This window comes from Occallatibacter sp. (assembly GCF_049802275.1).
GTDB lineage: Bacteria > Acidobacteriota > Terriglobia > Terriglobales > Acidobacteriaceae > Telmatobacter.
This window is the reverse complement of the sequence record NZ_JBARMD010000735.1, coordinates 18,194-41,911: the sequence shown is the minus strand read 5'-3', so window position 1 is coordinate 41,911 and position 23,718 is coordinate 18,194. Positions and strand designations below refer to the sequence as shown.

Genomic DNA, 23,718 nt, shown 5'->3' with positions numbered 1-23,718 from the left:
CGGGCGCGCGCGTGACGCGATTGGCTTCGACAAGGCCCGCGAATGTCTGCTCGACGGCGCCGGTCATGAGAACGGTCTCGCGGCCGGAGCGCTGCTGATCGAAGAAGAGGACGGGCTTGGTCAGTTTGGGATCGCGGGCGCGAAGCTCGTCCATGAGCATGCTGGACTGTGCATTTTGACAGCCGAGGCTGAGCACCGTTGCGCCGGCGACGTTGGGATGGTGGATGTAGCCGGCGAGCAATCCACAGAGCGCCTGCGCATCCTGGCGCGTTCCGCCGCAGCCTCCCTGGTGGGTGAGGAAGCGGACGCCATCGATGTTGGGGAAGACGCGGTCGGCTCGCGTTGACGACTCGCGCGCGACGCCGTCGCCGCCGGATGTCTTTGCGACAAGCTGCCGGACCAGGGGGCGATAGCTGTTATGCGAGCTGCCGTAGCCGAGTTCTTCTTCCAAAGCTTCTCGCATGCGGTCGACGTTGCGGTTCTCACAGAAGACGAGGGGGAGCACGAGCCAGTAGTTGCGTGTGCCAACCTGGCCGTCGGCGCGGTGATAGCCCATGAAGCTGCGTCCCGACCACGAGGAGGCATGGGGAAGCGTGAAAGAAGCGGGGTGGCGTTGCGCCGTGTATCCGCCGGTGCGATGACGGACGTTACGCGTGGAGAGCAGCCCGCCGCGGGCGATGGGTTGGGTTGCTTCGCCCACAACCATGCCATACATCGTGATGAGGTCGCCGGGCTTCAAGTCGACGAGAGCGAGTTTGTGCTTCGCAGGAATGTTCTCGGTGACGGGACAGGAACTTTGCGCGAAGGGAACTGTTGTTCCCGCTGCGAGCGGAACCAGGGCTACAAGGACGTTATCGCGGGGATCGATTTGAAGAGCGGTGTCGGGCATGTGGGCGGTTCCTCAAGGCGGACGAGCGAACTTTTTGTCTTTCGAAAGGATATCGCTTGTGGTCGGATGGCTGGATAGCTATCGGCTATCATCGAGGGTTCGCAGGAAATGCGATCAGAGGATGTTGATATGAAGTCGATTGTGCTGGAAGCGCCGGGACGGGCGGTGGTGAAAGAGGTTGGAGAGCCGCGGATTGGTGAAGACGAAGTGCTGCTGCAGGTGCGCCGGGTTGGTTTATGCGGAAGCGATTTGAATTCGTATCGCGGCAGAAATCCGCTGGTGAGCTATCCGCGCATTCCTGGGCATGAGATTTCTGCGACGGTCCTGGATTCGGGGACGCATGGCGAGTGGGAGGCGGGGGCGGTGGTCACGGTGCTACCCTATGCCGCTTGTGGGCACTGCGCTGCATGCCAGCGCGGCCGGCCGAATGCGTGTCGCGAGAACCAGACTCTAGGCGTGCAGCGGGACGGGGCGTTGACGGAGTTGATCGCGGTTCCGGCGACGAAGCTGTACAAGGCGAACCTCACGCTCAAAGAGTTGTGCCTGGTTGAGCCGCTGACAGTGGGCTTTCATGCGGTTGGGCGCGGGCGCGTGACCGCGAAAGACACGGTGGCCGTGTTTGGTTGTGGCGGCGTGGGGCTGGGAGTGGTGGCGGGCGCAGCATTTCGAGGGGCGCGCGTGATCGGCGTCGATGTGGACGACCACAAGCTGGAGACGGCGCGGAAGGCGGGCGCTTCCGCGGGCATCAATTCGAAGACGAGCGATGTGCATGAGCGGCTGATGGAGTTGACGGATAGGCGTGGCCCGGATGTGGTGATTGAGGCGATCGGTTTGCCTGCGACATATCGTGCCGCAGTAGAAGAGGTGGCGTATGCAGGCCGAGTGGTGTACATCGGGTGGGCGAAGGAAGAGGTTGCCTACGAGACACGGCAGTTTGTGCACAAGGAACTTGACATCATGGGTTCGCGCAATGCTGTGCCGGAGGATTTTCGCGAGGTGATCAGGATGCTCGAGGCGAAGCGTTTCCCGGTGGATGCTGCCGTGACGCACATGGTGCCGTTCGATGAAACGCCGGCGATCCTGGACGCGTGGAGTCATGATCCGGCGCAGTTCACCAAGATTATGATCGAGGTGAGCTAGTGTGGTTTTTCCAGAAGTTAGCGGCATGAATCGGAAGTGCATGAAGCAGATTCTTCCCTCACCACCCCCGAACCTACCCCAAACAGCTGATCGCTCTTTAGGGCCCCTGGTACGTTCGGGGCCACTTTCACTCAGAATGACAACGCTGAATTTGTGGTGAATTCTGGGAGTGGGCTACAGCTTGGCGAAATGCAGGAGCATGCCTGCGAGAACGCCACCTGTCAGCGGACCGAACACAGGGATGGCCGCGTAGCTCCAGTTGGAACCGCCTTTGCCGGGGATAGGTAGCAAGGCGTGAGCGAGGCGCGGACCGAGGTCGCGCGCGGGATTGATGGCATATCCGGTGGTTCCACCTAGCGAAAGGCCGATACCCCACACCAGGCTGCCTACTAGCCACTGCCCCATGCCGGCGGCGGGACCGCTGTTGGAGACGCCGTGAGAGAAGATTGCGCCGGCGACGACGACGAGGACCATGGTGCCGATGACTTCGCCGACGAAGTTGGAGATGGGATGATGGACGGCACCATTGGTGCAGAAGACTCCGAGTTTGGCTGCCGGGTCGGGAGTGATTGACCAATGGGGTGCATAGTGTAGTGCCATCAGCGTAGCGCCGCAGATGGCGCCCAGCATCTGTGCCGACCAGAGGGAGAGCAGGTGCGAGTAGTCGCCGTTGGAGATTGCAGTGGACAGCGTGATGGCGGGATTTAGATTGGCGCCGGGGCTGCCGAAAGCCTGGGCCGTCAGCACTCCGCAGAGCACGGCAATGGCCCAGCCGGTGGCGACCACTATCCATCCGGCATCTGCCGCGTAGGATTTGCGAAGTGTGACGCCGGCATTGACGCCATTGCCAAGCAGGATGAGAACAAGGGTGCCCATGAATTCGCCGAACCAAGCAGAGTGCATAGAACCTTTCCTGAAAAAGTGGCTTGAGTGTCGCAGATAAAGGCCGGGCCGCGCAACGCAGCTCCAAGAGAAATCAAAACCAGGTGTTTTGTTTGTACTCCTGATAGGCAGGACCGAACTTATCCTCAAGCGCCTGCGCTTCTTTTCGACTGCGGAGGATTTGCATCGGGATGAGAATGACCAAGAACAGCAAGAACCAGGGTCTATCGATCCAGATGACGATCCCTGCGACAAGCAGCGTTCCAAAGACATAAATCGGATTGCGAATGCGTGAATAGAGGCCGGTGGTTACGAGGCTGGAAGCCTTGGCGCGCACGCTGAAGGCACCGCCCAGCTGAATGCGGGCAACGATGAGCAGTAGGAAGGAGGGGGCTGCGATGGCCATCCCGACGATATGTTCGGTGGTCCATGGAAGCCCCGCAGCCTGGCGGATAAAGAGCACCGCGAAGATGAGGAGGATGGCAAGTGTGACCAGGTTTAGTTTCACGGGCGTCCTTTGCTTTTGGATTCGAGGGACGCAAGCATTCTGCACTGTTTGGCCGTCGCTCGCCAAGAGGCAGCCCTCCGAACGATTCGGTCGGAGATGTTGATCGAGAATCTCCTCTTGAAGAACTACTGTGTACCCGGGATTTTGTTCATGTGGCTTGACCAATTGGTCAGGAGCTCATTCACAACCGCGTGGCCGACGGTGTAAGCGGCTTCGAGTGAGGGGAGGTAGGCACTGTAGGCCCCAATACGCTGACGGGCAAGACTGTCGGCGGCGGTCATACCGCGTGGTTGCTGGTCGAAGTTGCTGACGGTGCGCAAAACGAGGATGCGCTGACGGTCTACGCGGCCGGCCTGGGCGAGGTACATCAGGGACTGCAGGGTGCCGGTGTCCTCCATCGCCGTGGTTGCGAACTGGCCCTTGCCGGCGGTAAAGTAACTGACCCACTCGCTGGCCCAGGCGTCAGAGAGTTTACCGTGCCAGTAGGTCGATGAGGAGATCTCGTCGCCTATGCTGACATAGGGAGGACGCTGGGCGGCATCGCCATCGAAGTGAGAGCGAATCTCCTTGAGTGCATCAGGATCGGCAAGCGGAGTATTGCTGGTGAGGTTGTAGGCCCATTGCGCGAGTCCGGCGTTGAGCTCGTAGACCTGGCCATCGAGCGGGGTGGAGGGGGGCTCAAATGGGCGTGCCTTGCGCAAAGGCACGTAGCCCGTGGTCCAGTCCTGCGGCATTTCGCGAGGATCGATTTCGTAGCCAAGGTCGCCGTCGACAACCCAGCGGGCCCATGCGGCCGAACCGAGCGAGATTCGGTTAGGGCTGCCGCCGGCAATACCTGCAATGAGCCAGTACGCATGGCTGAAGTCGAATCGCGGATCGAGGCCCAGCGCCATGATGGTGGCTGCAGCATGGGCCGTGCCCTGGCCCGTGAGGATGGCCATTTCGCCGCTTGAGTTCATACGTGCGGCATGATAGCCGGCAGGCAAGGGGTAGATTTTGTCGAGGTGATCGCGTTCGACCCAATATTGCAACTCGCCGGGCTGATCCCCGGTATCCTGTCCGATTTCGAACATGGCAACGACAACGACCTTGACCGGAATGCGGCGCGGTGCCGCCCCGAGAGGCAAGGTAAATAACGCGAGGATTGCCGCGATCCCCAAAAACTTGCTGAAAGCACAGAGCATGTCTCGATACTAGCAATGGGCTTTCGCTTCGGCGAGACGTTCCAAATGCCGAGATTCATCGAGAATTCTCGGACAATCCGAAATAGACCTGAGATAAAATCAAGTGCAGCACCCTATCGCAAATCCTTTCCACTGGACCTGTGCCGGCGGCCCAGGCGGATGCATAACAAAACGGACGTCGTTGACTTGAACGCGAACCACGGTAAAGAGTGCCGGCTTCGCGAACTCCTCACCCGCTCATTCGAGCAACGGCAGCAGCTTGTAAACAGTGAACTCTACTGAAGCTGAAATACGATTCATCTTTCGCATCATCAATTTGAAGGAGACCAGACCCAATGATCCCCAGTCACTCGACTTGCAGGAAGAGCCCTAGATTTATCTACGTCTTACTGATCTGTCTTTCGATGTTCGCAATGATGATTCGTCCTTTGGCTGCGCAGACAGCTGGCGCCGGTACGATAACGGGCACCGTCACCGATGCCAGCCAGGCGGTGATCCCAGGGGTGGCGGTCATCGTCACAAATGTTGATACGGGAGTAGCCCACAGCTACCACACGAACGATTCTGGATTATACGTGGCTCCGTTTCTGCAGCCTGGGCACTATACAGTGAATGCAACTGCAAGCAATTTCGGTTCTATGATTGCCAAGAACCTGACGCTCCTTGTCGGTCAGACCCTGACGATCGATCTTAGCTTGAAGGTGCAATCAAGCACGACGACTGTTGAGGTTTCAGGTGAGACTCCACTTTTGAACGTCGAACAGACCGAAGTTTCTCAAGTCGTTGACCAATCGATTATTCAGAACCTGCCCGTCAACGGACGCAACTGGAGCGACTTTGTTTTGTTGACTCCAAATGTGGTGCAGGACGGAGGCAGTGGCCTGGTCAGTTTCCATGGCATAAGCGGCCTGTACAACCAGAACTATGTCGATGGCGCCAACAACAACCAAATGCTGTTCAGCGAGGCGCGCGGCCGCTCTTCGGGTGCGCCGTTTGTCTATAGCCTCGATGCGATCAAGGAGTTCCAGACCGAGGCTTCAAACTATTCCGCTGAATTCGGACAGGCGGCCGGCGGGCAGGTGAACGCGATCACGAAGAACGGGACGGACACCTTGCATGGCGATTTGTTTTACTCCCTTCGCTATCCCGATTTGAACGCGCTGGATCCGATCAGCAAATGGTCGGCCCTGTACAATCACGGCAATCCATTTCTGCTGACGCAGCCGGTTCACCAGCAACAAGGGTTCGGTGGCAGCGTGGGCGGCCCCATTATCAAGGAGAAGCTCTTCTACTTCGTGACCTCCGACAATTTTCGTCGCGCTGGTCGCGCCCTCTACTACGAGACAAACACTGTGACGCAGACGCCAACAGGCGCCTTCAATTCCAGCACGATCGTCTCGCCCACGCAGTGTCCTGCCACCATTACCTCTGCACAGTGCACTTCCGGCATCGCTTTCCTGCTCGGCCTTCAGGCCGCACCTGGTCGTTTCGCCAAGGAGACGCTAGTTTTCCCGCGCATCGATTATCAGCTCAATTCGAAGAATCTGATCTACGCCAACTTCAACTGGGCCGATTTCGATCAAAGCTACGGGTATGCGCCCAACCCAACCTACTCAAACACATCGCCCAGCACCAACGCCCCCACGAGCTATCACGAGCGGTTCCTGATTGCCCATTGGACGTCTACGCTCACCAACACAGCCGTGAATGATCTGCGCTTCCAGTGGGGCCGCGACCTTGAGACTGCGGGAGCATATTCCTCAGGTCCCAGTATCAGCATGGGTGCCGAGATCTATGGCATGCCGAACGCTCTTCCGCGCACGGCCGAGCCGGACGAGCATCGCTACCAGATCACGGACGTCTTCAACAAGGTCTATGGCCGGCACACGATCAAATTCGGCGGTGACGTCAACATTGTCCACGAGGTCATGATTAACCTCTTCCAGGGCGGTGGCATCTACGGCTACTCCGGAAACGTCACGCAGGAATTTCAGAACTGGGTTGTGGACGCCTTTGCCGGTCAGCCGGGAGACACGGATCCGTTCGCGGGTTCGCATTACAACACCTTTGTGCAGACGATCGACAAGCAGAATTCGGTCGCCAGCGGAAAGGCCGGCGCCGATGACTTCTGGATGAAGATGTATGACGGTTTCGTCGAGGACACGTGGAAGGTGAACCAGAGGCTCACCCTGAACCTCGGAGTACGGTACGATCTGCAGTTGACTCCCAGCCCGGCCATTCCCAACACGTCGTCCGCGCTGGCGGCGGAGTACAACACCACCATCAAGAACGTGGCGAATCGCGTACAGCCGCGTTTGGGGTTCGCCTGGAGCCCCAATCCGGGCACGGTTGTTCGCGGAGGGTACGGAATATTCACTGGATTAAACCAGGGAAGCACGTATTACGCGATGAGAGTTGAGAACGGCGAATACCAGATCAACTACAACTACAACGGTTGCAATGCTACCTGCACGAAACCGGCCGCACTTCAATTCCCCAATGTGCCCTTTCTTCCGCCAGGACCGGCGCTCTCCAGCGCCCTGTTCCCATCGGGAGGCACGGCGCCAACGGTTACGGGCGTGAACGCATCGGCCTCGGCCAGCTTCCATGGGCTATCTCCCAATTTTGTTCCGCCGCTGACACATGAGTACAACCTGGCGATTGAACAGGAACTGCCGGGCAAGATGTCGCTCTCGGTCGGGTACGTTGGATCGCGTGCGCTGCGCCTTCCGGTGTTCCTGGATGCGAATCTTGTCGGCCAAACCCCGCATGGAGTGCGCTCCTTCAATGTCACCCAGCCCAATGGGACGACGAAGCTGGTGACTGTCCCCTATTACCTTGCGACCGATCGAATCGATCCGACGCTTACATCCATCAATGCCGGATTCAGCGTTGCCAACTCCTGGTACAACAGCATGGCGGTAACGGTACGGCGCCCGTTCCAGAACGGGCTTGAAGTGCTGGTGAACTACACGTGGGCGAAGGCTTTGGATGACGACCAGGTACAGGGAGCCTACGGTACGTTCTACGGCGGAAACCCGGTGCTCGACCCGAACAATCTCAAAGGCGAGTATGGCCGGGCGGATATCAACATGCGCGAGCGGTTTGTGGGAACTCTTCTTTACAAGCCGGCGATCATGCTGGACAACAAGTTCATGAAGTATGGGATCGACGGCTTCACGTTCTCCGGAACCGCGACGGAGTCCACTGGCTTCCCCATCGTGGCTTCGATGAACAGCCCAGCCTCAGTGATCAAGAGCACTCCGGCAGCCGCGGATGGCAACATCTACGGAGGGGCGATGAGTTCTTCATCGGGTGCGGCAACCACTGGCCGGCCTCCGCAGATTCAGCGCAACAGCCAGCCGGGACCGGGTGTGCGGAACATTGATTTCCGTATCACGCGCGATGTCCCGATTCACGAGAGAGTGTCAATGCAATTCATTGGGGAGGCATTCAACCTGATGAACCACACGATCATCTCCAGCGTGAATACGGCCTACTCGACGCAGCTCGCTCCCACGGGTACGAGCGGCGCCTGCCCAACCGCAACAGTGCAGAGCGGGTCGCAGTTTGCAGGGTGCATCGTGCCGTTCGTTGCATCTACTCATGCCGGTGCGTTTGGCGTTATGACGGGAACGAATAACCTGCTGTACGGGCCGCGCCAACTGCAGGTATCGGCGAAGCTGTTCTTCTAATTCGGCTCGATTAAGACGAGGGCATGGCGGGAGTTCCGCCGTGCCCTTTTTCTTTGAGCGAAGGAGGCGGGCAGAATAGGATGGCTCTGCGGCATGAAACGGAAATGAAGCCAGGACGTCGACGAGGTGAAGAGAATGCAGAGGTCGGTCTCTCTTGTTGTGATGATGGCATTGATGGGCGCAGTGAGCGCAGTTTCTGTTGCGCAGCAGCCGCAGCATCATTGGGCGATTGTGGTGCATGGTGGCGCGGGCGTCATTGAAAAATCGGCGCTGGGTCCGGATGGCGACAAGGCATATCGAGCCGGACTCGATCGGGCGATTCATGCGGGGGCGTCGGTTTTGGACAGGGGCGGGTCGGCGATGGATGCCGTAGAGGCTGCGATCCATGTCTTTGAGGATGATCCGCTCTTCAACGCCGGCAAGGGAGCGGTGTTTACGCGTGAAGGGAAGAATGAGATGGACTCTTCCATTATGGACGGCTCCAACCTGAAGGCGGGGGCGGTCGCCGGTGTTACGCGGCCGCGTCACCCTATCAGCGCGGCGCGGGCGGTGATGGAGAAGTCGCCGCACGTGATGATCGCGGGGCCGGGCGCGGATGCATTTGCGGAGAGCGTAGGGTTGGAGATGGAACCGCCGAGCTACTTCTTTACGGAGAGCCGGTGGCAGGGGCTGGTGAAGCAACTGAAGAGGGAAGGCAAGCCGATTCCGCCGCGGCCTGCGGGTGTTCCGCCTGAGAGTTCGACGGTGCCCGTGGCCGAATATGATGAGGCGCCGGATATGCACCGCTACGGAACCACAGGTGTGGTGGCGCTGGACAGGCAGGGGAATATCGCAGCGGGTACATCGACGGGCGGCATGCAGGGCAAAATGCCGGGGCGCATCGGCGATTCGCCGATTATTGGAGCGGGTACATATGCATCGAACCAGTCGTGTGCGGTGTCGGGCACGGGTACGGGCGAGTATTTCATCCGACTGGGTGTGGCGCGCGAGGTCTGCAACCTCGTCTTCTTCAAAGGAATGAAATTGCAGGACGCGGTGGATCAGGTGATTCACAAGGAACTGGAAGCCCTGCACGGCGATGGCGGAGTGATTGCGATTACTCCGGATGGGCAGCTGGCGTGGAGTTTCAACACGCCGGGAATGTTTCGCGCTCGGCTGGCGGAAGGCGGCCAGGTGCAGATGGGGATTTATCGCGACGAGCCTTGAGGTGTGCGCGGAGGCCCAGTTGCGAACCCGCTAAAGAAGTTAGCGGCGAATCCCGGAGAGAAGCCGCACATACGTGTCTGGGCGGAGCAGATCTCCTTTCACGGGATCGTTGTCATCCCATTGGAAGTGCATCTGCCGAAAGACCCATCCCTTTTGCTCCCGCGTGAGAATTGCGGTGCAGCGCAGTGGCCGTTCTCTTTTTTGCCAACGAACCTCGCCGATAGTGGCCACCCATGCCACATCTCCCGACGACCATACGATTGCGTGCTCCACATCGAGGCGGACGTCTCCCCAGTTTTGCCAATCGGCTGTGATGAAGCCAACATCATTCGAGGCACCGCGCACCCACTCTTCTTTGCCCCCTTCGGTACCCAGCATCAGGACATCGCCGTCCGCTGGAAACAGCTCCTGTGCCAGAGAAGCAGCTCGACTCACGTCACGCAGACTGTACCCCCGCTGCAATACCCGTAGCTTGTCTAGAACGGCAGCCCGTAAAACTGGCGGTGCGCTTCCCGGCTGAGCAAGACTTTGCTCCCGTAACGAAGCTGGAGAAGTGCTCTTCGAATGTAGACAGGCAACAAAACCAGATGCAAACCCGAGAGCGCCGACCAGCACGACCGTTAGGGCCAAGAAAATCTTGTTACGGAGAAACATCGTTCGTCCTCCATGCGCTGCGAGAGTTCAGTGCGCGCACTGATCAATGCGGGAACTTAAAAGTGTTCACAAACCCTTCGAGCAGTTGCCATAAACCGTAACACGAGCTCCACCGCAATGATGCGTCACGTCAGTTTCCTTTTCCGCCGGAGATCGAAAACTCAACTACACTTTCTCTATGGCACTGGAATTCACCACCTCGTACCTTGAAGATGCGCTGGCCATTTTTCGGCAGTACAAGACGCTCGGCGAGCGAGCCATGCAGCAGGTTACCGATGAGCAACTTTTTGCCTCGTTTGATGATGAGTCGAATTCAATTGCGATCATCGCGAAGCACCTCACGGGCAACATGCGATCGAGGTGGACGGATTTTCTGACCACAGACGGGGAAAAACCGAGCCGCAACCGCGACAGCGAGTTTGTGGATCCGCCGTCGACGCGCGAGGCGTTGATGCGCGAATGGGATGATGGCTGGGCCTGCGTATTCGTCGCCATCGAACCGCTGACGGATGCGGACTTGGGTCGCACTGTGACGATTCGCGGCGAAGCCCACTCAGTGATGCAGGCGATCAACCGGCAATTGGCGCACTATCCGATGCACGTGGGACAGATTGTTTTTCTGGCGAAACACTTCGCCGGCGACAAGTGGCAAACGCTCAGCGTTCCGCGAAACAAGTCGGCGGAGTTCAATCGTAAGGTGGCGACGGGTGAGGTCAGCCAGAGATGAGGCCGTTTAGCGGATCACCTCGAATTTGTCGGATGCGAGATTGCAGACGGGGCAGCGAGCCTGTTCTTCTTCGGTCATGCTGGTGTATCCGCAGGCTGCGCAGACATAGAAACTACAAGCCGTACCCACCCAGGAGTCTCTGAGGCCTTTCTCTACCAATCCGATTGCTTCCTGATAAAGCCGGGCGTGTGTCTTTTCAGCTTCCATGGCCCAGAAGAATGAACGCTTGGCGCTAGCGACTTCAGTTGCCGCGGCTTCCGCGATGAAGCCTGGGTACATGGTGTCGATCTCATACTGTTCACCGGCCATCGCATCCTTCAGGTTTTCAAGGGTCGACTTAACATGAACAGAGTGGATTTCACAACGAGCGTCTCCGCCCAACTGCTTGAGGACGCGTGCATGATTGGCGGCATGGATCTGCTCAGCCCGTGAGGCGGCGCGGAAGAGACTTGCTGCGCCATGCCAGCCTTCAACATCGGCTTTAGCAGAGAAAACCAGGTACTTGGCGTGAGCGTTTGACTCGCCTTCGTATGCCGCGAGCAGGTTCGCAATCGTTGCAGACTTTTCTGCGACTGATTCAGACATTCTTTCGCCCCCAGAACTCAGTCAAGCGTAAGAGCCGCGTCGCGGTGACGCTGTGATGAGCGCTACAAGCGAAAGGGCCATCCCGAGGGACGGCCCTTTGGTCTTCGAAACGGAACAGGAGGTTACTGTGCCGTGGCGCCGCTACGGGCTTCGGCTTTCTGGGCGAGCACCTTGTGGGCCGTGTCTTCAAGGGCCTGTGCTTCGGGCAGGAAGGTTAGCGACTTTTGAATCATCGGATCCCAGTCTGCCATAACGCGAAGAGCCTGAAGCTGACCGAATTGGCTCTTCGTTATTTCTTCCTTGATGTTGATCTTCAACCAGTCCATGTTGTCGTTGAGTTCCTTTTCGGTAAAGGGGATGTCCTGACTTGTGAGGTACTGCTTAAAGTCGTTCAGGACGGCATCGTCGACCTGGAAGGTTTTGTCCACGGTGTGATTGGACAGATAGTGTGGAGCGAAGTGAAAGAAAGCGTTTCGTTCATACGGGCCGAGTTCGTTCTGAAAGTTGTTGCTCTTGGGGCTTTCAATCTTTTCGTCGGGGGTGATGCCGCCACCGCCGTAGACAGTACGGCCAGAATCGGTCATTTTCACTTCGCGATTGCTCGAGTTAGGCGCGCTCGCCCCGGCATGGTTGTAGTAGTAGTCGTAGAGCGAAACGCCAGAGTAGTTGCGCTGAATCAGGCGGCCGGAAGGCGTGTAGTAGTGGTAGGTGGTGAGTGCGAGCCCGGTATTCTCGCTCAGGTTATACACCGTTTGTACCAGGCCTTTGCCGAAGGTGGTTTCGCCGACGATGAGTGCGCGGTCGTGATCCTGCAGCGCTCCGGAGACGATCTCCGCAGCCGAAGCTGTATTGCGGTTCACAAGAACGACGATCGGGAAGGTCTTGCCGTCGTTGCCGTGGGTGGCGGTGTAGTTCTGGTCGGGATAAGCGCGTCCCCGCTGGGAGACGATGGTCTGGCCCTTGGCCAGCAGATGGTCGCACACCTCGACTGCCTGGCTGAGCAGGCCGCCAGGATTGCCGCGAAGATCAAACACCAGCCCTTTCAGGTTGGGGAAGCTGTCGATGGCCTCATTCACTTCCTGGGCGGTGGTTTCCTGGAACTGGGTAAGGTGGATGTAGCCAATGCCCGGACGAATTTCGTATTTCAGATCGACGGAGGGGTGCGGAATTTCATCGCGGATGAGATCGAAAGTGAGCGGCTTCGATTGACCTTCGCGGATAACGGAAACCTGCACGTGCGTGCCCTTGGGTCCCTTCAGATTCTTGGCCACGATATCGGAGGTCATGCCGTCGGTGGATTTACCGTCGATGGCGGAGATGATGTCGCCGGGGCGGAGGCCTGCACGGAATGAGGGCGTTCCCTCGTAGGGCGTAATGACGTAGACCTTGTTGTTCTGTTGCTGGATCACCATGCCGACGCCGTAGTAGTGGCCGCGCTGGTCTTCGCGCATCTTGGCGTAGGCTTTGGGATCGTAAAAGTTTGAATGCGGATCAAGTACGCGCAGCATTCCAGGGATAGCGCCGTCGTAGATTGCGGTATCGGCCTTGTCACCCTGAATGGGCTCGGCGTAGTTCTGTTCCACAATGGCGTAGACGTCGGTGAACGACTTCAGGCTGTCGCGAATCTGGCTTTCATCCTGCGACGACTGGGCTCCCACCCTGCGCTGCAAAAACGTGCCGGCAACCGCGCACACGGCAAAAAAAACGATGAGGCTGAAAATTGCCCTGCGGGCGGGGGGAGTCATAGGTGGAAGGAACCTCCGGAGTGCAACTGCACCAGGCGCCTACGAGGGACCTCGTGGGCCAGTCTGGGCTAAAGTATAGCACTGGCTTGTTTGACGATCTTGAGCTCTCTTCGGGTAGCTCGTCACCTTTGATTAAGGTTCGGAGGATCCATTCGACCAGGGAGAATTCCTTCTTTTTTTCTGCCGAAACCAAGGAACGGGTCATCTTGCGGCGGATTTGCTGCCCAGCCATTTACAATGGCGTCTATGCCTATGATGGAGTCCGCTGACCATCATTTGTGTGCGAAATTATGAATCCAAAAATCCTTCTTATCCCCGGAGCGGTTTCGCTCTCCGCAGTTCTGCTTACCGGCTTTGCGCTAGCGCAAGCCCGACCCTCAACTCCCGCAAGTCCTTACGGTGGAACCACGGTAGAGGAGATCATCGCCCGGGTTGATGACCAGATCATCACCAAGTCCGACTACGAGCGCGCGCAATCCGAGTTGGACCAGGAGATGCGTCAGCGGGGCGCGACGATGCAGGAGATATCCGAGTCCCACAAGGAGTTGCTGCGCAACCTGATCGATCAGCAGCTTTGGCTGGCCAAGGGCAAGGAACTGGGCATAACAGGCGAAACCGAATTGGTGAATCGGCTCAACGAGATCCGTAAGCAGTACAACCTCGCGACGATGGAAGATCTGGAAAAGGCAGCCAAAGAGCAAGGGGTATCGTTTGAGGACTTCAAGGCCAATATCCGGAACCAGATCATTACCCAGGAAGTGATGCGCGACCAGGTGGGCCGCAAGATTGCGCCAACCCCAGGCGAAGTTCAACGGTATTTTGAGGCGCACAAGCAGGATTATGCGCAGCCGGAGAGCGTAAAACTGGGCGAAATCCTGATCTCCACCGGCTCCCAACCCGATGATCCAGAAAAGCTTGCCGCGGCCAAGGCCAAGGCCGACGATATTGAAGCGCGGATCCATGCAGGGGGCGATTTTAGCCAACTGGCGCGTAGCTTCAGCGAGGGCACAACGGCGGCAGCAGGTGGGGATCTGGGCCAGTACAAGAAGGGCCAGCTGGATCCTCTTTTTGAACAGAAGACCTTTGGACTCAAGACCGGAGAGGTAACAGAGCCGATTCGGACCAAGCAGGGATTCGTGATTCTGAAGGTCATTCAGCATGTCCCAGGTGGCGTGCCGCAGTTTAAAGACGTAGAAAACGATGTTGAGCAAAACTACTTTGAGGCCAAAGCCGGTCCAGCCATGCGCCAATACCTTGGGGAATTGCGGGACGAGGCGGCCATCTATATCAAGCCGGGATACGAGGATAGTGCGGCGACGGCTGCCGAAAAGCATCCGAGCATCACTTTCAGCGCGTACACGCCGCCCGTAGCCAAGAAGAAACGAAAAGTGGAGCGCACCCGCTTCCGGGAGACCACGCACACGTTCCGGCAGAAGTCTGCCCCGGCCGCTGCCGGCCAGTCGACCGCAACGTCGACAGCGCCTGCAAGTACTGCAACGGCCAGCACTAAGACGAATCAGGCTGCGATGAAGCCGGGCAAGAAAGAGAAGATCCGCTTCGGCAAAGCTCCGCAGGAGACCTTACCGCAAGCTCCTTCGAGCCAGACCGAAGATGCGGGAGCGGGAGACCAGGTTGCGGCAAGCGCCAATGAGCCGGACAACCCTCTCGAGCATCAAACGGCGCCAGAGAAGAAGACGCGATACAGCGATCGCGCCAAGCTGCCAAAGGCGCCTAAGTCGAAAGGGCCGCAACTCGATCCCGAGGCGCCGGCACCGGCGGATGCGGCCGAAGTGGCGGATCGACAGGCGCAGTCTAGTGCGCTGGGACTGGGTGGGAATGAGACGTCGAGCAAAAAGAAGAAGAAGGCCACTACAACCGGCGACAAGACCCGTCTGAGCGACAAGAAGAAGCCCGATGGAACTGAAGATACGGGCGAAAAGCCATTGGGGAATGCACCGCAGCAGCAGGCTCCCAACGGAACCACACCGGCGCCGCCGCAGCCAGGCGTACCTGCGACCCCGCCGCAGTAACTGCTGGCCGTGCAGCAACACCGATCGGGCCTGAGACCATGTCTCAGGCCCGATTTATTTTTGCGGCTACTGCTAAAGTTTTGCGAATGCAACACGTACAGAGTGGATCGGGCCTATGCGGGTCGGTTCTTTTCAAAAACCTGCGAAACCTTGGTCGATTGATAGCCATGACGCAGATAAAAGCGATGTGCATCCGTCCGCGAATTGCGTGAAGTGACGCGCACCCTGGGAATGCCGTGTTCCCAACTCCAGGTTTCGGCCCGTTCGCACAGCCTGAAACCAATCTGTTGACCGCGAAATCCTTCTTTCACTACCAATCCGCCGATCAGTGAATAAGGGGAGGATTGGAGCCGGTGCTCGATTGAGATCTCGATCCATCCGACTACTCCACCGGCAACGCACGCGACAAATGCTGTTTGCTGTCCGGCACGATTCGCGAGTGACTCGATCCAGAGTGCAACCTGGTCTTGCGGGCGGTCGTAGCCGAGTTGCTGAATGAGACCGCAAACTTCTGCAGCATCACGCGGCTCGATGGGGCGAATGATGAGATCGGGATTCAGCGAGTTTTCGAGGTCGATCGCACTTCTCATATTGTCACCCATCGAAGCGGACTTTGTTGCTCTTTGCCCGTTACTGTATGCTTTCCCGCAGCATGAAGGATATCTATATTGCAGATCTGTCGGCCTTCGAAGAGAGCCGGATTTTCGATGCGTTCTTCCTGGTGTTGCACAAGCAGCAGCGGACTACAAGGACCAACAAGCCATATTTGAATTTGATCGTGGGCGACAAGACGGGGCAGGTTGAGGCGCGCGTCTGGGATCCGGGTGACTCGCGCATTGCGAAGGACTTTGAACGGGGAGACATCGTCAAAGTTCGCGGCTCTGTTGCACGGTTCGACGATCGGCTGCAGATGAAGGTTGAGCATTTGCGGAAAGCTTTGGCCGGCGAAATCGAGAAGAGTGAGATGCTGCCGTGCACCACGTGCGACGTAGATGAGCTCTGGCGGAAACTCATGGGGTTCGTGGAGAGCTTTACCGATCCGCAACTGAAGCTGTTGCTAAGTACTCTGCTTGCTGATTCGGGTCTAGCCCAGGCGTATCGCGAGGCGCCCGCCGCCAAGCAACTTCATCATGCGTGGCTTGGAGGTCTGCTGGAACACGTTGTCAGCCTGCTGACGCTGGCCGATCGTGTGGCGCCGCATTATCCGATTCTGCATCGTGACCTTTTGCTGACTGGCGTTGTGCTGCACGATATCGGCAAGGTTCGCGAACTGGCGTGGGAGATAGGGTTTGAATACACCGTGGAAGGTACGCTGCTTGGGCACATCCAGATGGGAATGGAACTTGTGGAGAACACCATCGACAAGCTGCCTGATTTCCCGCCGCGGCTCAAGACGCTAGTGCTGCACCTGATTCTGTCGCACCACGGGAAGCTGGAGTTTGGTTCGCCCAAGCTGCCGATGATTCCCGAGGCGCTGGTGTTGAACTTTATCGACGATCTCGATGCCAAGATGCAGGCGGTTGCCAGCGAATTCGAGAAGTCGACGCGCGAGGGCAAGGGTGCCGACGAACTGACCGGCAGGATCTGGGCTCTGGATCAGAGGCAGATGCTGAACACGCGGGAGTGGCTGAAGGCCGACGCCAAGCCGGAAACCGGAACCTTATTTTAGGAACCAGTCCCACTGCTTCTCTGTAAGCGGCACGACGGAGAGTCTCCCGATCTTGACGAGAGGAGAATCGGCGAAGACGGGGTCGGCTTTGATCTCATCGAGCGTTTTGGGATGCTTGAGACGCTGGCCAGCCTTTACGAGCACAACGGGGACCTTGGGATCACTGGCGTCAACGCTGACGACGGAGCCGGTTCCGACTGCCGTGCGCTCGTCGCCAGTGTGGTAGAAGATCCATTTCGTTCCTGGCTTCATCTCGCGGAGGTTTTTGACGGCGGTCGGGTTAGTGACGCCATCCCAGTTTGTCTCCTTGTCCCGAAGAAAGTCATCGAAGGAGTAGACGCCGGGCTCGGTCTTGAAGAGGAAGTAGGCCATGCGCTTCATCGTAAGCGAGGGGACCGGGGTGAGGGAACTCCGAATTGGATTGCCGGAGATATGGTAGCTTTTCCGCATGGTTTCTGAAACTCCAAAATCGCTCCTTGACCAGGCTCGCACGGCGAAGAAGGAACGTCGCCTAGAAGAAGCGGCGGAGCTGTTCCGGAGGGGCCTGACGGAGTCCTTGAATATGCGTGCAACGCTCTTTGAGGAGCTTGCTTACGTCGAACGTAACCTGCGTGACCAGGAATCTTCGCAGGAACACTACCGCCAAGCCGGGGAGATCTATCGCAGTCTTGGCAATCCGCTAAAAAATACGATTCGGCACGCGGCGGATCTCCTGCGCGAGCAAAAGAGGTTGGACGAGGCTGAAGTGTTGTATGTCGAGTCGCTTGAAATCTACCGCAGGCAGAAAGACACGCCACCTCTCGATCTTGCGAATGCGATTCGCGGATTTGCGCTGCTCAAGGAGGATGTTGGGGACCGCAAGGAAGCCTTGAGCCTGTGGCGGGAAGCCAGGGATCTTTACGAACTGACCGGCATCCCGGCTGGGGTATCGGAATCGGACAGACGGATCGGATTACTTATCGCCGATTAACCTGTTTTATCGGTTGCTCATAGGCCCGGCATTGGCTCGGATGGTCCGGCATTCGTTCCATTACAATCAAAGGAACATGATCCGATTTTCAACAGCGGGCGAGTCGCATGGAGAGGCCCTGATTGCGCTCGTCTCCGGGCTGCCTGCCGGGTTGCCGGTCGACCTTGATTTCATTAATCGCGAGCTTTGGCGTCGCCAGCAGGGCTACGGCCGCGGCGGGCGCATGAAGATCGAGACGGATAAGGCTCATATTCTCTCCGGGGTGCGGCATGGAAAGACGATTGGTTCTCCCGTTGCTATCGAGATCGTGAATCGCGATTGGAGGAACTGGGAAGAGAAGCTGCCGGTGGAAACGGGTGACCCTGCGAAGCATCAGCCCGTTGAGTCGCCACGACCGGGGCACGCCGATCTTGCCGGGGCCTTGAAGTATGACTTTCCCGATGCGCGCTATGTGCTGGAGCGGGCCTCGGCGCGTGAGTCGACTGCGCGGGTGGCCGGCGGAGCCTTTGCCAAGCTGTTGCTGCGGTACCTGGGCATCGAGGTAAGCAGCCACGTGATTCGCGTAGGCCGCGTGGAGCTTGAGCGCATGGCCACGTGGGATGAGATTGCTGCCGTTGCCGAGCGACCGGAGATTGTCCTGAGCTGCGTGGACGCAGCGACCGAAGCGCGGATGAAGGAAGAGGTTGAGCACGCGTCGCGGACAGGCGACACGGTGGGCGGGGTGTTTGAAGTGGTAGTGCATGGCGCACCGGCGGGACTGGGTACCTACGCCAATTGGGATGAGAGGCTTGACGGACTGCTGGCCTGGTCGGTGATGAGCCTGCAGGCGGTGAAGGCAGTTGAGATCGGGCGCGGGGTTACGGCGGCTGAATCGTTCGGATCGACTGTGCACGACGCTATTCACTACGCGACAGAAGACACCGGCAAGCCGACACGGTTTACTCGTGAGCGGAACAATGCAGGAGGCGTGGAAGGTGGCGTTTCCAACGGCGAAGACATTGTTGTACGCGGCTATCTAAAGCCGATTTCGACGCTGCGACGGCCTCTGGAATCGGTTCGTTTTGACACGCGCGAGGCCACGAGCGCAAGTTATGAGCGGAGCGATATTTGCGTTGTGCCGGCGGCGGGAGTCGCAGCCGAGGCGATGGTCGCGATTACGGTTGCAGGTCTTGCACAGCAGAAGTTTGGGGGCGACTCTGCCGCCGAGATGAAACGAAATTTTCAGGGATACATCGAACAGATACGGAGCTATTAGTAGCAGACATGATTTTGAAGATTGTGAAATACCCGGAGCCGGTGCTCTCACAGCCAGGTGAACCGGTCACCGAATTCGATGCCGAATTGAAAAAGCTGGTCGACGACATGTTCGAGACGATGTATGCCTCGCAGGGCATTGGCCTGGCGGCGCCGCAGGTCGCGGTGGCGAAGCGCGTGACGGTGGTTGATCTCAGCATGGGAAAGGACCCGGCGCAAAAGCTTGTGCTCGTGAACCCCGAAGTTATTTTTCGCGAAGGGAAGCAATACGAGGAGGAGGGTTGCCTCAGCTTTCCCGAGATTCGTGAGAAGGTGCAGCGTGCCGCGAAGGTTCGCATCCGCGCACAGGATTTGAAGGGCAAGTGGTTCGAAATGGATGGCGAGGAATTGTTGTCGCGCGCGTTTCAACACGAGATCGATCACCTCGACGGCATGCTGTTTATCTTTCGCATGAGTTCGCTCAAGCGCGACCTGGTGCTGCGCAAGATCCGCAAGATGCAACGCGAAGGCACCTGGTAAGGCCGTGAGACTGGTATTTTGCGGGACTCCGCGCTTTGCCGTACCGACGCTGGAAGCGCTTATCGCGGCGAAACATGAGATCGCGCTGGTGATCTCGCAGCCCGATCGTCCCGTGGGCCGCACGCAGCAACTCACGGCGCCACCGGTAAAGGAAACCGCGCTGGCCGCCGGGCTAGAAGTCACGCAGCCCGAGAAGATCAAAAACAACGCAGAGTTCCGTGAGCGGCTGGAAGCGATTTCGCCGGACGCGATTGTGGTGGTGGCGTACGGTCGCATTATTCCGCCGTGGATGCTGGCGCTGCCACGGCTCGGCTGCATCAATCTGCATGCGTCACTGCTGCCGAAGTATCGCGGAGCAGCGCCGATCCAATGGGCGGTGGCGATGGGCGAAACTGTTACGGGAAACACGACAATGCTGCTTGAGGAGGGTCTCGACACCGGGCCGATTCTGCTGCAGCGCGAGATTCCGGTCAGCCCGAAACAGACAGCGGCGGATCTCTTCGACGTTCTGGCGCAGGATGGTGCTCCCCTTGTGGTTGAAACGCTCGCCGGCCTCAACGCCGGTACGATCAAGCCGAAGCCGCAGGATCATACACGCGCGACGCTTGCGCCGATTCTGGATCGGGAGGATGGGCGAATGGACTTTGCGGCCCGCACGGCGACGGAACTTTGGAACCGCTGGCGCGGGTTTCAGCCTTGGCCGGGAGCGTATACAACCCTCGAAGGCAAGAAGCTCATTGCGCATCAAATGCTGGTGGCTGCAGAGAGAGCTAAGGGTGATCCGGGCGCGGTTGACCTCACCGATCACCGGTTGCAGGTTGCGTGTGCGCAGAATACCTGGATTGAGATCACCGAGTTGCAGATGGAAGGCAAGAAGCGCATGGCCGCCTCAGACTTTCTGCGGGGCGCGGCACTGCATTCCGGAATTCGTCTTGGTTAAGGCCATGAGTGCTGTCTCACCGGCGCGCCGGGTCGCCTTTGCGATCCTGAAAACTATCGAGGAGGGCAAAGGTCATTCTGACGATCTGCTACGCAGCAAAAATGTCTCTGCTCTCTCTGAGGCAGACCGCCACCTAACGACGGCTCTGGTGCTCGGGGTTTTGCGCTGGCAGATTGACCTCGACGGGCGCATTCGCCCGCTGCTCAAGCATCCAAACGCGAAGCTCGATGCTGAGGTTCTGATTGCGTTGCGGCTGGGCGCATTTCAGTTGCTGCTCATGCATCGGATACCCGCGCATGCGGCGATCGATGAGAGCGTCGAGATTACGAAGCAGGCCGGTCACCGCTTTGCATCGGGCATGGTGAATGCAGTGTTGCGCAAGCTGGCTGCATCGCATTCGGAGCAGGCGCGACCAACGCCGGAAGAGGCAGACGGGCGGCGGGGATTTCCCGCGGGGATGGTCGAGCGGTGGAGTGCGAACTACGGCGAAGAGGCTGCGTGCGGGATTTGTCGGTACGGGCAGTGCGAGCCGCACCTCACAATACGCGCGGTTGATGGCGAGATTGAAGCGGACCTTGCGGCCGAAGGCGTGAGTTTGTCTCCTGGACGATTGCTGAACTCGGCTCGCCAGGTTATCTCGGGCGACGTGACCGGAAGCGAGGCATTCCGCGCCGGCCGGGTTCGTCTTCAGGATGAGGGATCGCAACTAGTGGCGGAGATCTTGCCGCGTGGCGACACGATTCTGGATTGCTGCGCCGCTCCCGGCGGAAAGACGCTGATTCTTGCGGAACGGAATCCGGAAGCACATATCGTTGCCTGCGAGTCGAGCCCGCAGCGCCTTGCACAACTGCGTGAGCGCCTGGCAGGGCTGGGCAGTCGTGTTGAATGCCGCCTGGCCGATGCCGTCGCGCTGGAAGATGACGAGGCATATGACGTGGTGCTGGCGGATGTGCCTTGCAGTGGCACAGGAACTTTGGGTCGAAATCCTGAGATTCGGCACCGGCTGCAGCTGTCGGATCTGGACCGGCAGGCAGAACGGCAGCGCGCCATTCTTCGTGCAGCGTTGCGTGCTCTTCGGCCTGGCGGGCATGTCGTTTATTCGACGTGTTCGCTTGAGCCGGAGGAGAATGAGCAGGTGATCGCAGCCGTGCTTTCGCAGAACATAGATGCGCGGCTCGTCTCGCTGAAGTCAAGGATTGAGGAGCTTCGTAGCGAGGGCATTCTCTCCGCTTCAAGCGCGGAGAACCTGCTTCGCGGCATCACTGCGGAGGGCAGTTTGCGGCTGTTACCAGGGTTGTTCGAATGCGACGGCTTTTTTGTGGCGATGATTGAGAAGAATGAAAAGCCTCTGTGCAACGAGTTCTGACTCTGGGACGCGTGCGAATCAGCGCAGCGGGTGTACGGCGTAGTTTTGCACGAAGAAATACCCCGCAGTCATGAATCCGATGGCGGCGACAGTCCTGCGCATGATGGCCTGGTTGATAAGGCGGCTATAATGCGCGCCGAGGTAGCCGCCGAGTGCTGCGAGAATCGCCATCTCCAGGCAGAAGCGCCACTCTACGCGTCCGGCAAGGATGAACGACACGGCGGGGATGCCAATGGAAATGACAGCAGTCAGCACCTTCAGCGCATTCATCTCGTGGATGTCGTGAACGCCGCACAAGCCAAACAGCGCCATGACAAGGAAGCCGCCGCCGGCGCCGAAATAGCCGACATAGACGCTGACGATGACCATGCCCACGATGAGCATCTTGCTGTGCCGCTTGCCTCCGGAGAGGGTCCGCAACCAGCGGCCGAGTGGAAAGCTGAGCACAAACATGACCGCAGCAAAAAGCAATAGCCATGGCAGCAATTCGCGGAACATCCGGTTTCCGGTTCTAAGTAGAAGAAAGCCACCAAGCCATCCGCCGAGTCCGGACGAAATGGCTAGAGGGAGCAGTTCCCAGCGGTACTCGCGGAGTTCCTTGCGGAAGGCGATAAGGCCGGTCAACTGGCCGGGCCATAAAGCTACGGTGTTGGTAGCCTGCACTTCTACAGCGCCGACGCCGAGTGCAGCCGAGCTGGCGAAAAGAGCGGGAAGCGACAGAAATGATCCGCCACCTGCAATCGAATTCAGAACACCGGCGAGAAAGGAGCCGGCAGGGAGCCAGGAAAGATTAAGGAGTCGAAATAATGTTTCGGCCATGTGCCACTCTAACGAGAGGGCCATAAAGCCCCCATAAGATTTCGGGATTTCAGGCAGCTCAAGGAGGGGAACGGAGGCCTGTTACACTCCCGATGAGAACAAATCGGAGCCCTCTTTCGCAATGAAACAATTCATTTTGAGCTTTTTTATCGCGGCGGCCACTGTCGCTTGTCTTGCGCAGGCCCCCATCAAACCCGCAGTTCCCAAGACCGCAGCCAAGCCGGGTACATCGGCCGGCGGTGTAAAGCTGCCGCCCGGCGTCCCGCCAGTTCGCGGGATTGTGAAGACGGCATTCAGCCTGCGTTATCAGGACATTCATATTGGTACGGGAGCAGAAGCGGAGCCTAACAAAATATATAAGGTCCATTACACGGGTTGGCTGGCATCTGATGGTCACAAGTTCGATTCGTCGCACGACCATAAGACTCCGGTGATTGGTCAAGACGGCAAGCCCGAGCTCGATGCCGATGGGAAACCCAAGATGAACGAAGGGGAGCCGATCAGCTTTCCGCAGGGCTTCGGGCGGGTCATCGCCGGTTTCGACCAGGGCTTTGACGGGATGAAGGTCGGCGGCAAACGTCGTTTGTTTATTCCGTGGCAACTTGCGTATGGTTCGCGCGGACGGCCGGGACCGAATGCGGATAATCCGGGGATCCCGCCCAAGGCGGACTTGATTTTTGATATCGAGCTTGTGGATCAGAGCGACATGCCGACGCCGCAGGCGCGACCTGGAATGGGGACCGGCCCGAACGGCCAGCCGTTGCGGATGATGCCGCATCCTTTGACGCAGGGAACGCCGGGTACGCCCGCGTCGCCGGCAAATCCAGCGACGGCATCGCCGGCAAAGCCTTCGGCGGCGCCTCCTGCTAGAACGACGCAGCCCGCCAATCCACCTGCGGACAAACCGCAATCGAATTGACGGGACACGGTACTTGG

General features: G+C 58.5%; 22 protein-coding genes. 12 read left to right on the top strand and 10 right to left on the bottom strand.

Annotated features, from left to right (window positions below; all coding sequences use genetic code 11):
* Positions 1 to 889, bottom strand: an 889-nt coding sequence (locus WA354_RS24790; RefSeq protein ID WP_472815706.1) for a UxaA family hydrolase, incomplete at its 3' end; no start/stop codon positions are given.
* A gap of 129 nt (positions 890 to 1,018) precedes the next feature.
* Here WA354_RS24790 and WA354_RS24785 point away from each other — a divergent pair.
* Positions 1,019 to 2,029 (top strand): zinc-binding alcohol dehydrogenase family protein, encoded by a 1,011-nt coding sequence (locus tag WA354_RS24785; protein WP_472815705.1) that lies wholly within the window; start codon positions 1,019 to 1,021, stop codon positions 2,027 to 2,029.
* A 174-nt stretch (positions 2,030 to 2,203) separates the two neighbouring features.
* Here the strand turns inward: WA354_RS24785 and WA354_RS24780 are convergent, their stop codons facing one another.
* From WA354_RS24780 to WA354_RS24770, 3 genes are all read right to left on the bottom strand, one after another.
* A complete protein-coding gene (locus tag WA354_RS24780; RefSeq protein WP_472815704.1) occupies positions 2,204 to 2,932 on the bottom strand; it encodes an MIP/aquaporin family protein in 729 nt (242 codons plus the stop codon).
* Positions 2,933 to 3,005: 73 nt separating this feature from the next.
* Positions 3,006 to 3,419 carry a methyltransferase family protein gene (locus WA354_RS24775; protein WP_472815703.1) on the bottom strand — a complete coding sequence of 138 codons (414 nt, stop codon included), beginning with the start codon at positions 3,417 to 3,419 and terminating at the stop codon, positions 3,006 to 3,008.
* A gap of 125 nt (positions 3,420 to 3,544) precedes the next feature.
* Positions 3,545 to 4,603 (bottom strand): purine nucleoside permease, encoded by a 1,059-nt coding sequence (locus WA354_RS24770; protein WP_472815702.1) that lies wholly within the window; start codon positions 4,601 to 4,603, stop codon positions 3,545 to 3,547.
* Between the two features lie 413 nt (positions 4,604 to 5,016).
* Between WA354_RS24770 and WA354_RS24765 the strand changes: the two genes are divergently transcribed.
* Entirely contained in the window at positions 5,017 to 8,298 is a 3,282-nt protein-coding gene (locus tag WA354_RS24765; RefSeq protein WP_472815701.1) for a TonB-dependent receptor, read from the top strand.
* Positions 8,299 to 8,433: 135 nt separating this feature from the next.
* A complete protein-coding gene (locus WA354_RS24760) occupies positions 8,434 to 9,504 on the top strand; it encodes an isoaspartyl peptidase/L-asparaginase family protein (protein WP_472815700.1) in 1,071 nt (356 codons plus the stop codon).
* A gap of 39 nt (positions 9,505 to 9,543) precedes the next feature.
* On the opposite strand, the gene WA354_RS24755 is transcribed toward WA354_RS24760, so the two are convergent.
* Positions 9,544 to 10,158 carry a nuclear transport factor 2 family protein gene (locus WA354_RS24755; RefSeq protein ID WP_472815699.1) on the bottom strand — a complete coding sequence of 205 codons (615 nt, stop codon included), beginning with the start codon at positions 10,156 to 10,158 and terminating at the stop codon, positions 9,544 to 9,546.
* Positions 10,159 to 10,336: 178 nt separating this feature from the next.
* Between WA354_RS24755 and WA354_RS24750 the strand changes: the two genes are divergently transcribed.
* Entirely contained in the window at positions 10,337 to 10,885 is a 549-nt protein-coding gene (locus WA354_RS24750) for a DUF1572 domain-containing protein (RefSeq protein ID WP_472815698.1), read from the top strand.
* A gap of 6 nt (positions 10,886 to 10,891) precedes the next feature.
* Here the strand turns inward: WA354_RS24750 and WA354_RS24745 are convergent, their stop codons facing one another.
* Positions 10,892 to 11,470 (bottom strand): rubrerythrin family protein, encoded by a 579-nt coding sequence (locus tag WA354_RS24745; RefSeq protein ID WP_472815697.1) that lies wholly within the window; start codon positions 11,468 to 11,470, stop codon positions 10,892 to 10,894.
* A gap of 122 nt (positions 11,471 to 11,592) precedes the next feature.
* Positions 11,593 to 13,215 carry a S41 family peptidase gene (locus WA354_RS24740; RefSeq protein ID WP_472815696.1) on the bottom strand — a complete coding sequence of 541 codons (1,623 nt, stop codon included), beginning with the start codon at positions 13,213 to 13,215 and terminating at the stop codon, positions 11,593 to 11,595.
* 290 nt (positions 13,216 to 13,505) lie between these two features.
* Between WA354_RS24740 and WA354_RS24735 the strand changes: the two genes are divergently transcribed.
* Positions 13,506 to 15,245, top strand: a complete 1,740-nt coding sequence (locus WA354_RS24735; protein ID WP_472815695.1) for a peptidylprolyl isomerase — start codon at positions 13,506 to 13,508, stop codon at positions 15,243 to 15,245.
* Positions 15,246 to 15,358: 113 nt separating this feature from the next.
* On the opposite strand, the gene WA354_RS24730 is transcribed toward WA354_RS24735, so the two are convergent.
* On the bottom strand, positions 15,359 to 15,835 hold the full coding sequence (locus WA354_RS24730) for a GNAT family N-acetyltransferase (RefSeq protein WP_472815694.1): 477 nt from the start codon (positions 15,833 to 15,835) through the stop codon (positions 15,359 to 15,361).
* Positions 15,836 to 15,897: 62 nt separating this feature from the next.
* Here WA354_RS24730 and WA354_RS24725 point away from each other — a divergent pair, with 62 nt between their 5' ends.
* A complete protein-coding gene (locus tag WA354_RS24725; protein ID WP_472815693.1) occupies positions 15,898 to 16,914 on the top strand; it encodes a 3'-5' exoribonuclease YhaM family protein in 1,017 nt (338 codons plus the stop codon).
* Here the strand turns inward: WA354_RS24725 and WA354_RS24720 are convergent.
* Positions 16,906 to 17,364 carry an EVE domain-containing protein gene (locus WA354_RS24720; protein WP_472815692.1) on the bottom strand — a complete coding sequence of 153 codons (459 nt, stop codon included), beginning with the start codon at positions 17,362 to 17,364 and terminating at the stop codon, positions 16,906 to 16,908. The genes WA354_RS24725 and WA354_RS24720 overlap by 9 nt on opposite strands.
* Between WA354_RS24720 and WA354_RS24715 the strand changes: the two genes are divergently transcribed.
* From WA354_RS24715 to WA354_RS24695, 5 genes are all read left to right on the top strand, one after another.
* Complete coding sequence (locus WA354_RS24715; protein WP_472815691.1) at positions 17,363 to 17,884, top strand: tetratricopeptide repeat protein; 522 nt, start codon at positions 17,363 to 17,365, stop codon at positions 17,882 to 17,884. The genes WA354_RS24720 and WA354_RS24715 overlap by 2 nt on opposite strands.
* Before the next feature lie 76 nt (positions 17,885 to 17,960).
* Complete coding sequence (gene aroC, locus WA354_RS24710; RefSeq protein WP_472815690.1) at positions 17,961 to 19,139, top strand: chorismate synthase; 1,179 nt, start codon at positions 17,961 to 17,963, stop codon at positions 19,137 to 19,139.
* 8 nt (positions 19,140 to 19,147) lie between these two features.
* A complete protein-coding gene (def, locus tag WA354_RS24705; RefSeq protein ID WP_472815689.1) occupies positions 19,148 to 19,657 on the top strand; it encodes a peptide deformylase in 510 nt (169 codons plus the stop codon).
* A 4-nt stretch (positions 19,658 to 19,661) separates the two neighbouring features.
* A complete protein-coding gene (gene fmt, locus WA354_RS24700; RefSeq protein WP_472815688.1) occupies positions 19,662 to 20,597 on the top strand; it encodes a methionyl-tRNA formyltransferase in 936 nt (311 codons plus the stop codon).
* 4 nt (positions 20,598 to 20,601) lie between these two features.
* Entirely contained in the window at positions 20,602 to 21,963 is a 1,362-nt protein-coding gene (locus WA354_RS24695) for a transcription antitermination factor NusB (RefSeq protein WP_472815687.1), read from the top strand.
* Between the two features lie 18 nt (positions 21,964 to 21,981).
* On the opposite strand, the gene WA354_RS24690 is transcribed toward WA354_RS24695, so the two are convergent.
* A complete protein-coding gene (locus WA354_RS24690) occupies positions 21,982 to 22,782 on the bottom strand; it encodes a sulfite exporter TauE/SafE family protein (protein WP_472815686.1) in 801 nt (266 codons plus the stop codon).
* A 121-nt stretch (positions 22,783 to 22,903) separates the two neighbouring features.
* Here WA354_RS24690 and WA354_RS24685 point away from each other — a divergent pair, with 121 nt between their 5' ends.
* Positions 22,904 to 23,701: an FKBP-type peptidyl-prolyl cis-trans isomerase gene (locus WA354_RS24685; RefSeq protein WP_472815685.1), complete on the top strand. Its 798-nt coding sequence runs from the start codon at positions 22,904 to 22,906 to the stop codon at positions 23,699 to 23,701.
* Positions 23,702 to 23,718 lie beyond the last annotated feature (17 nt).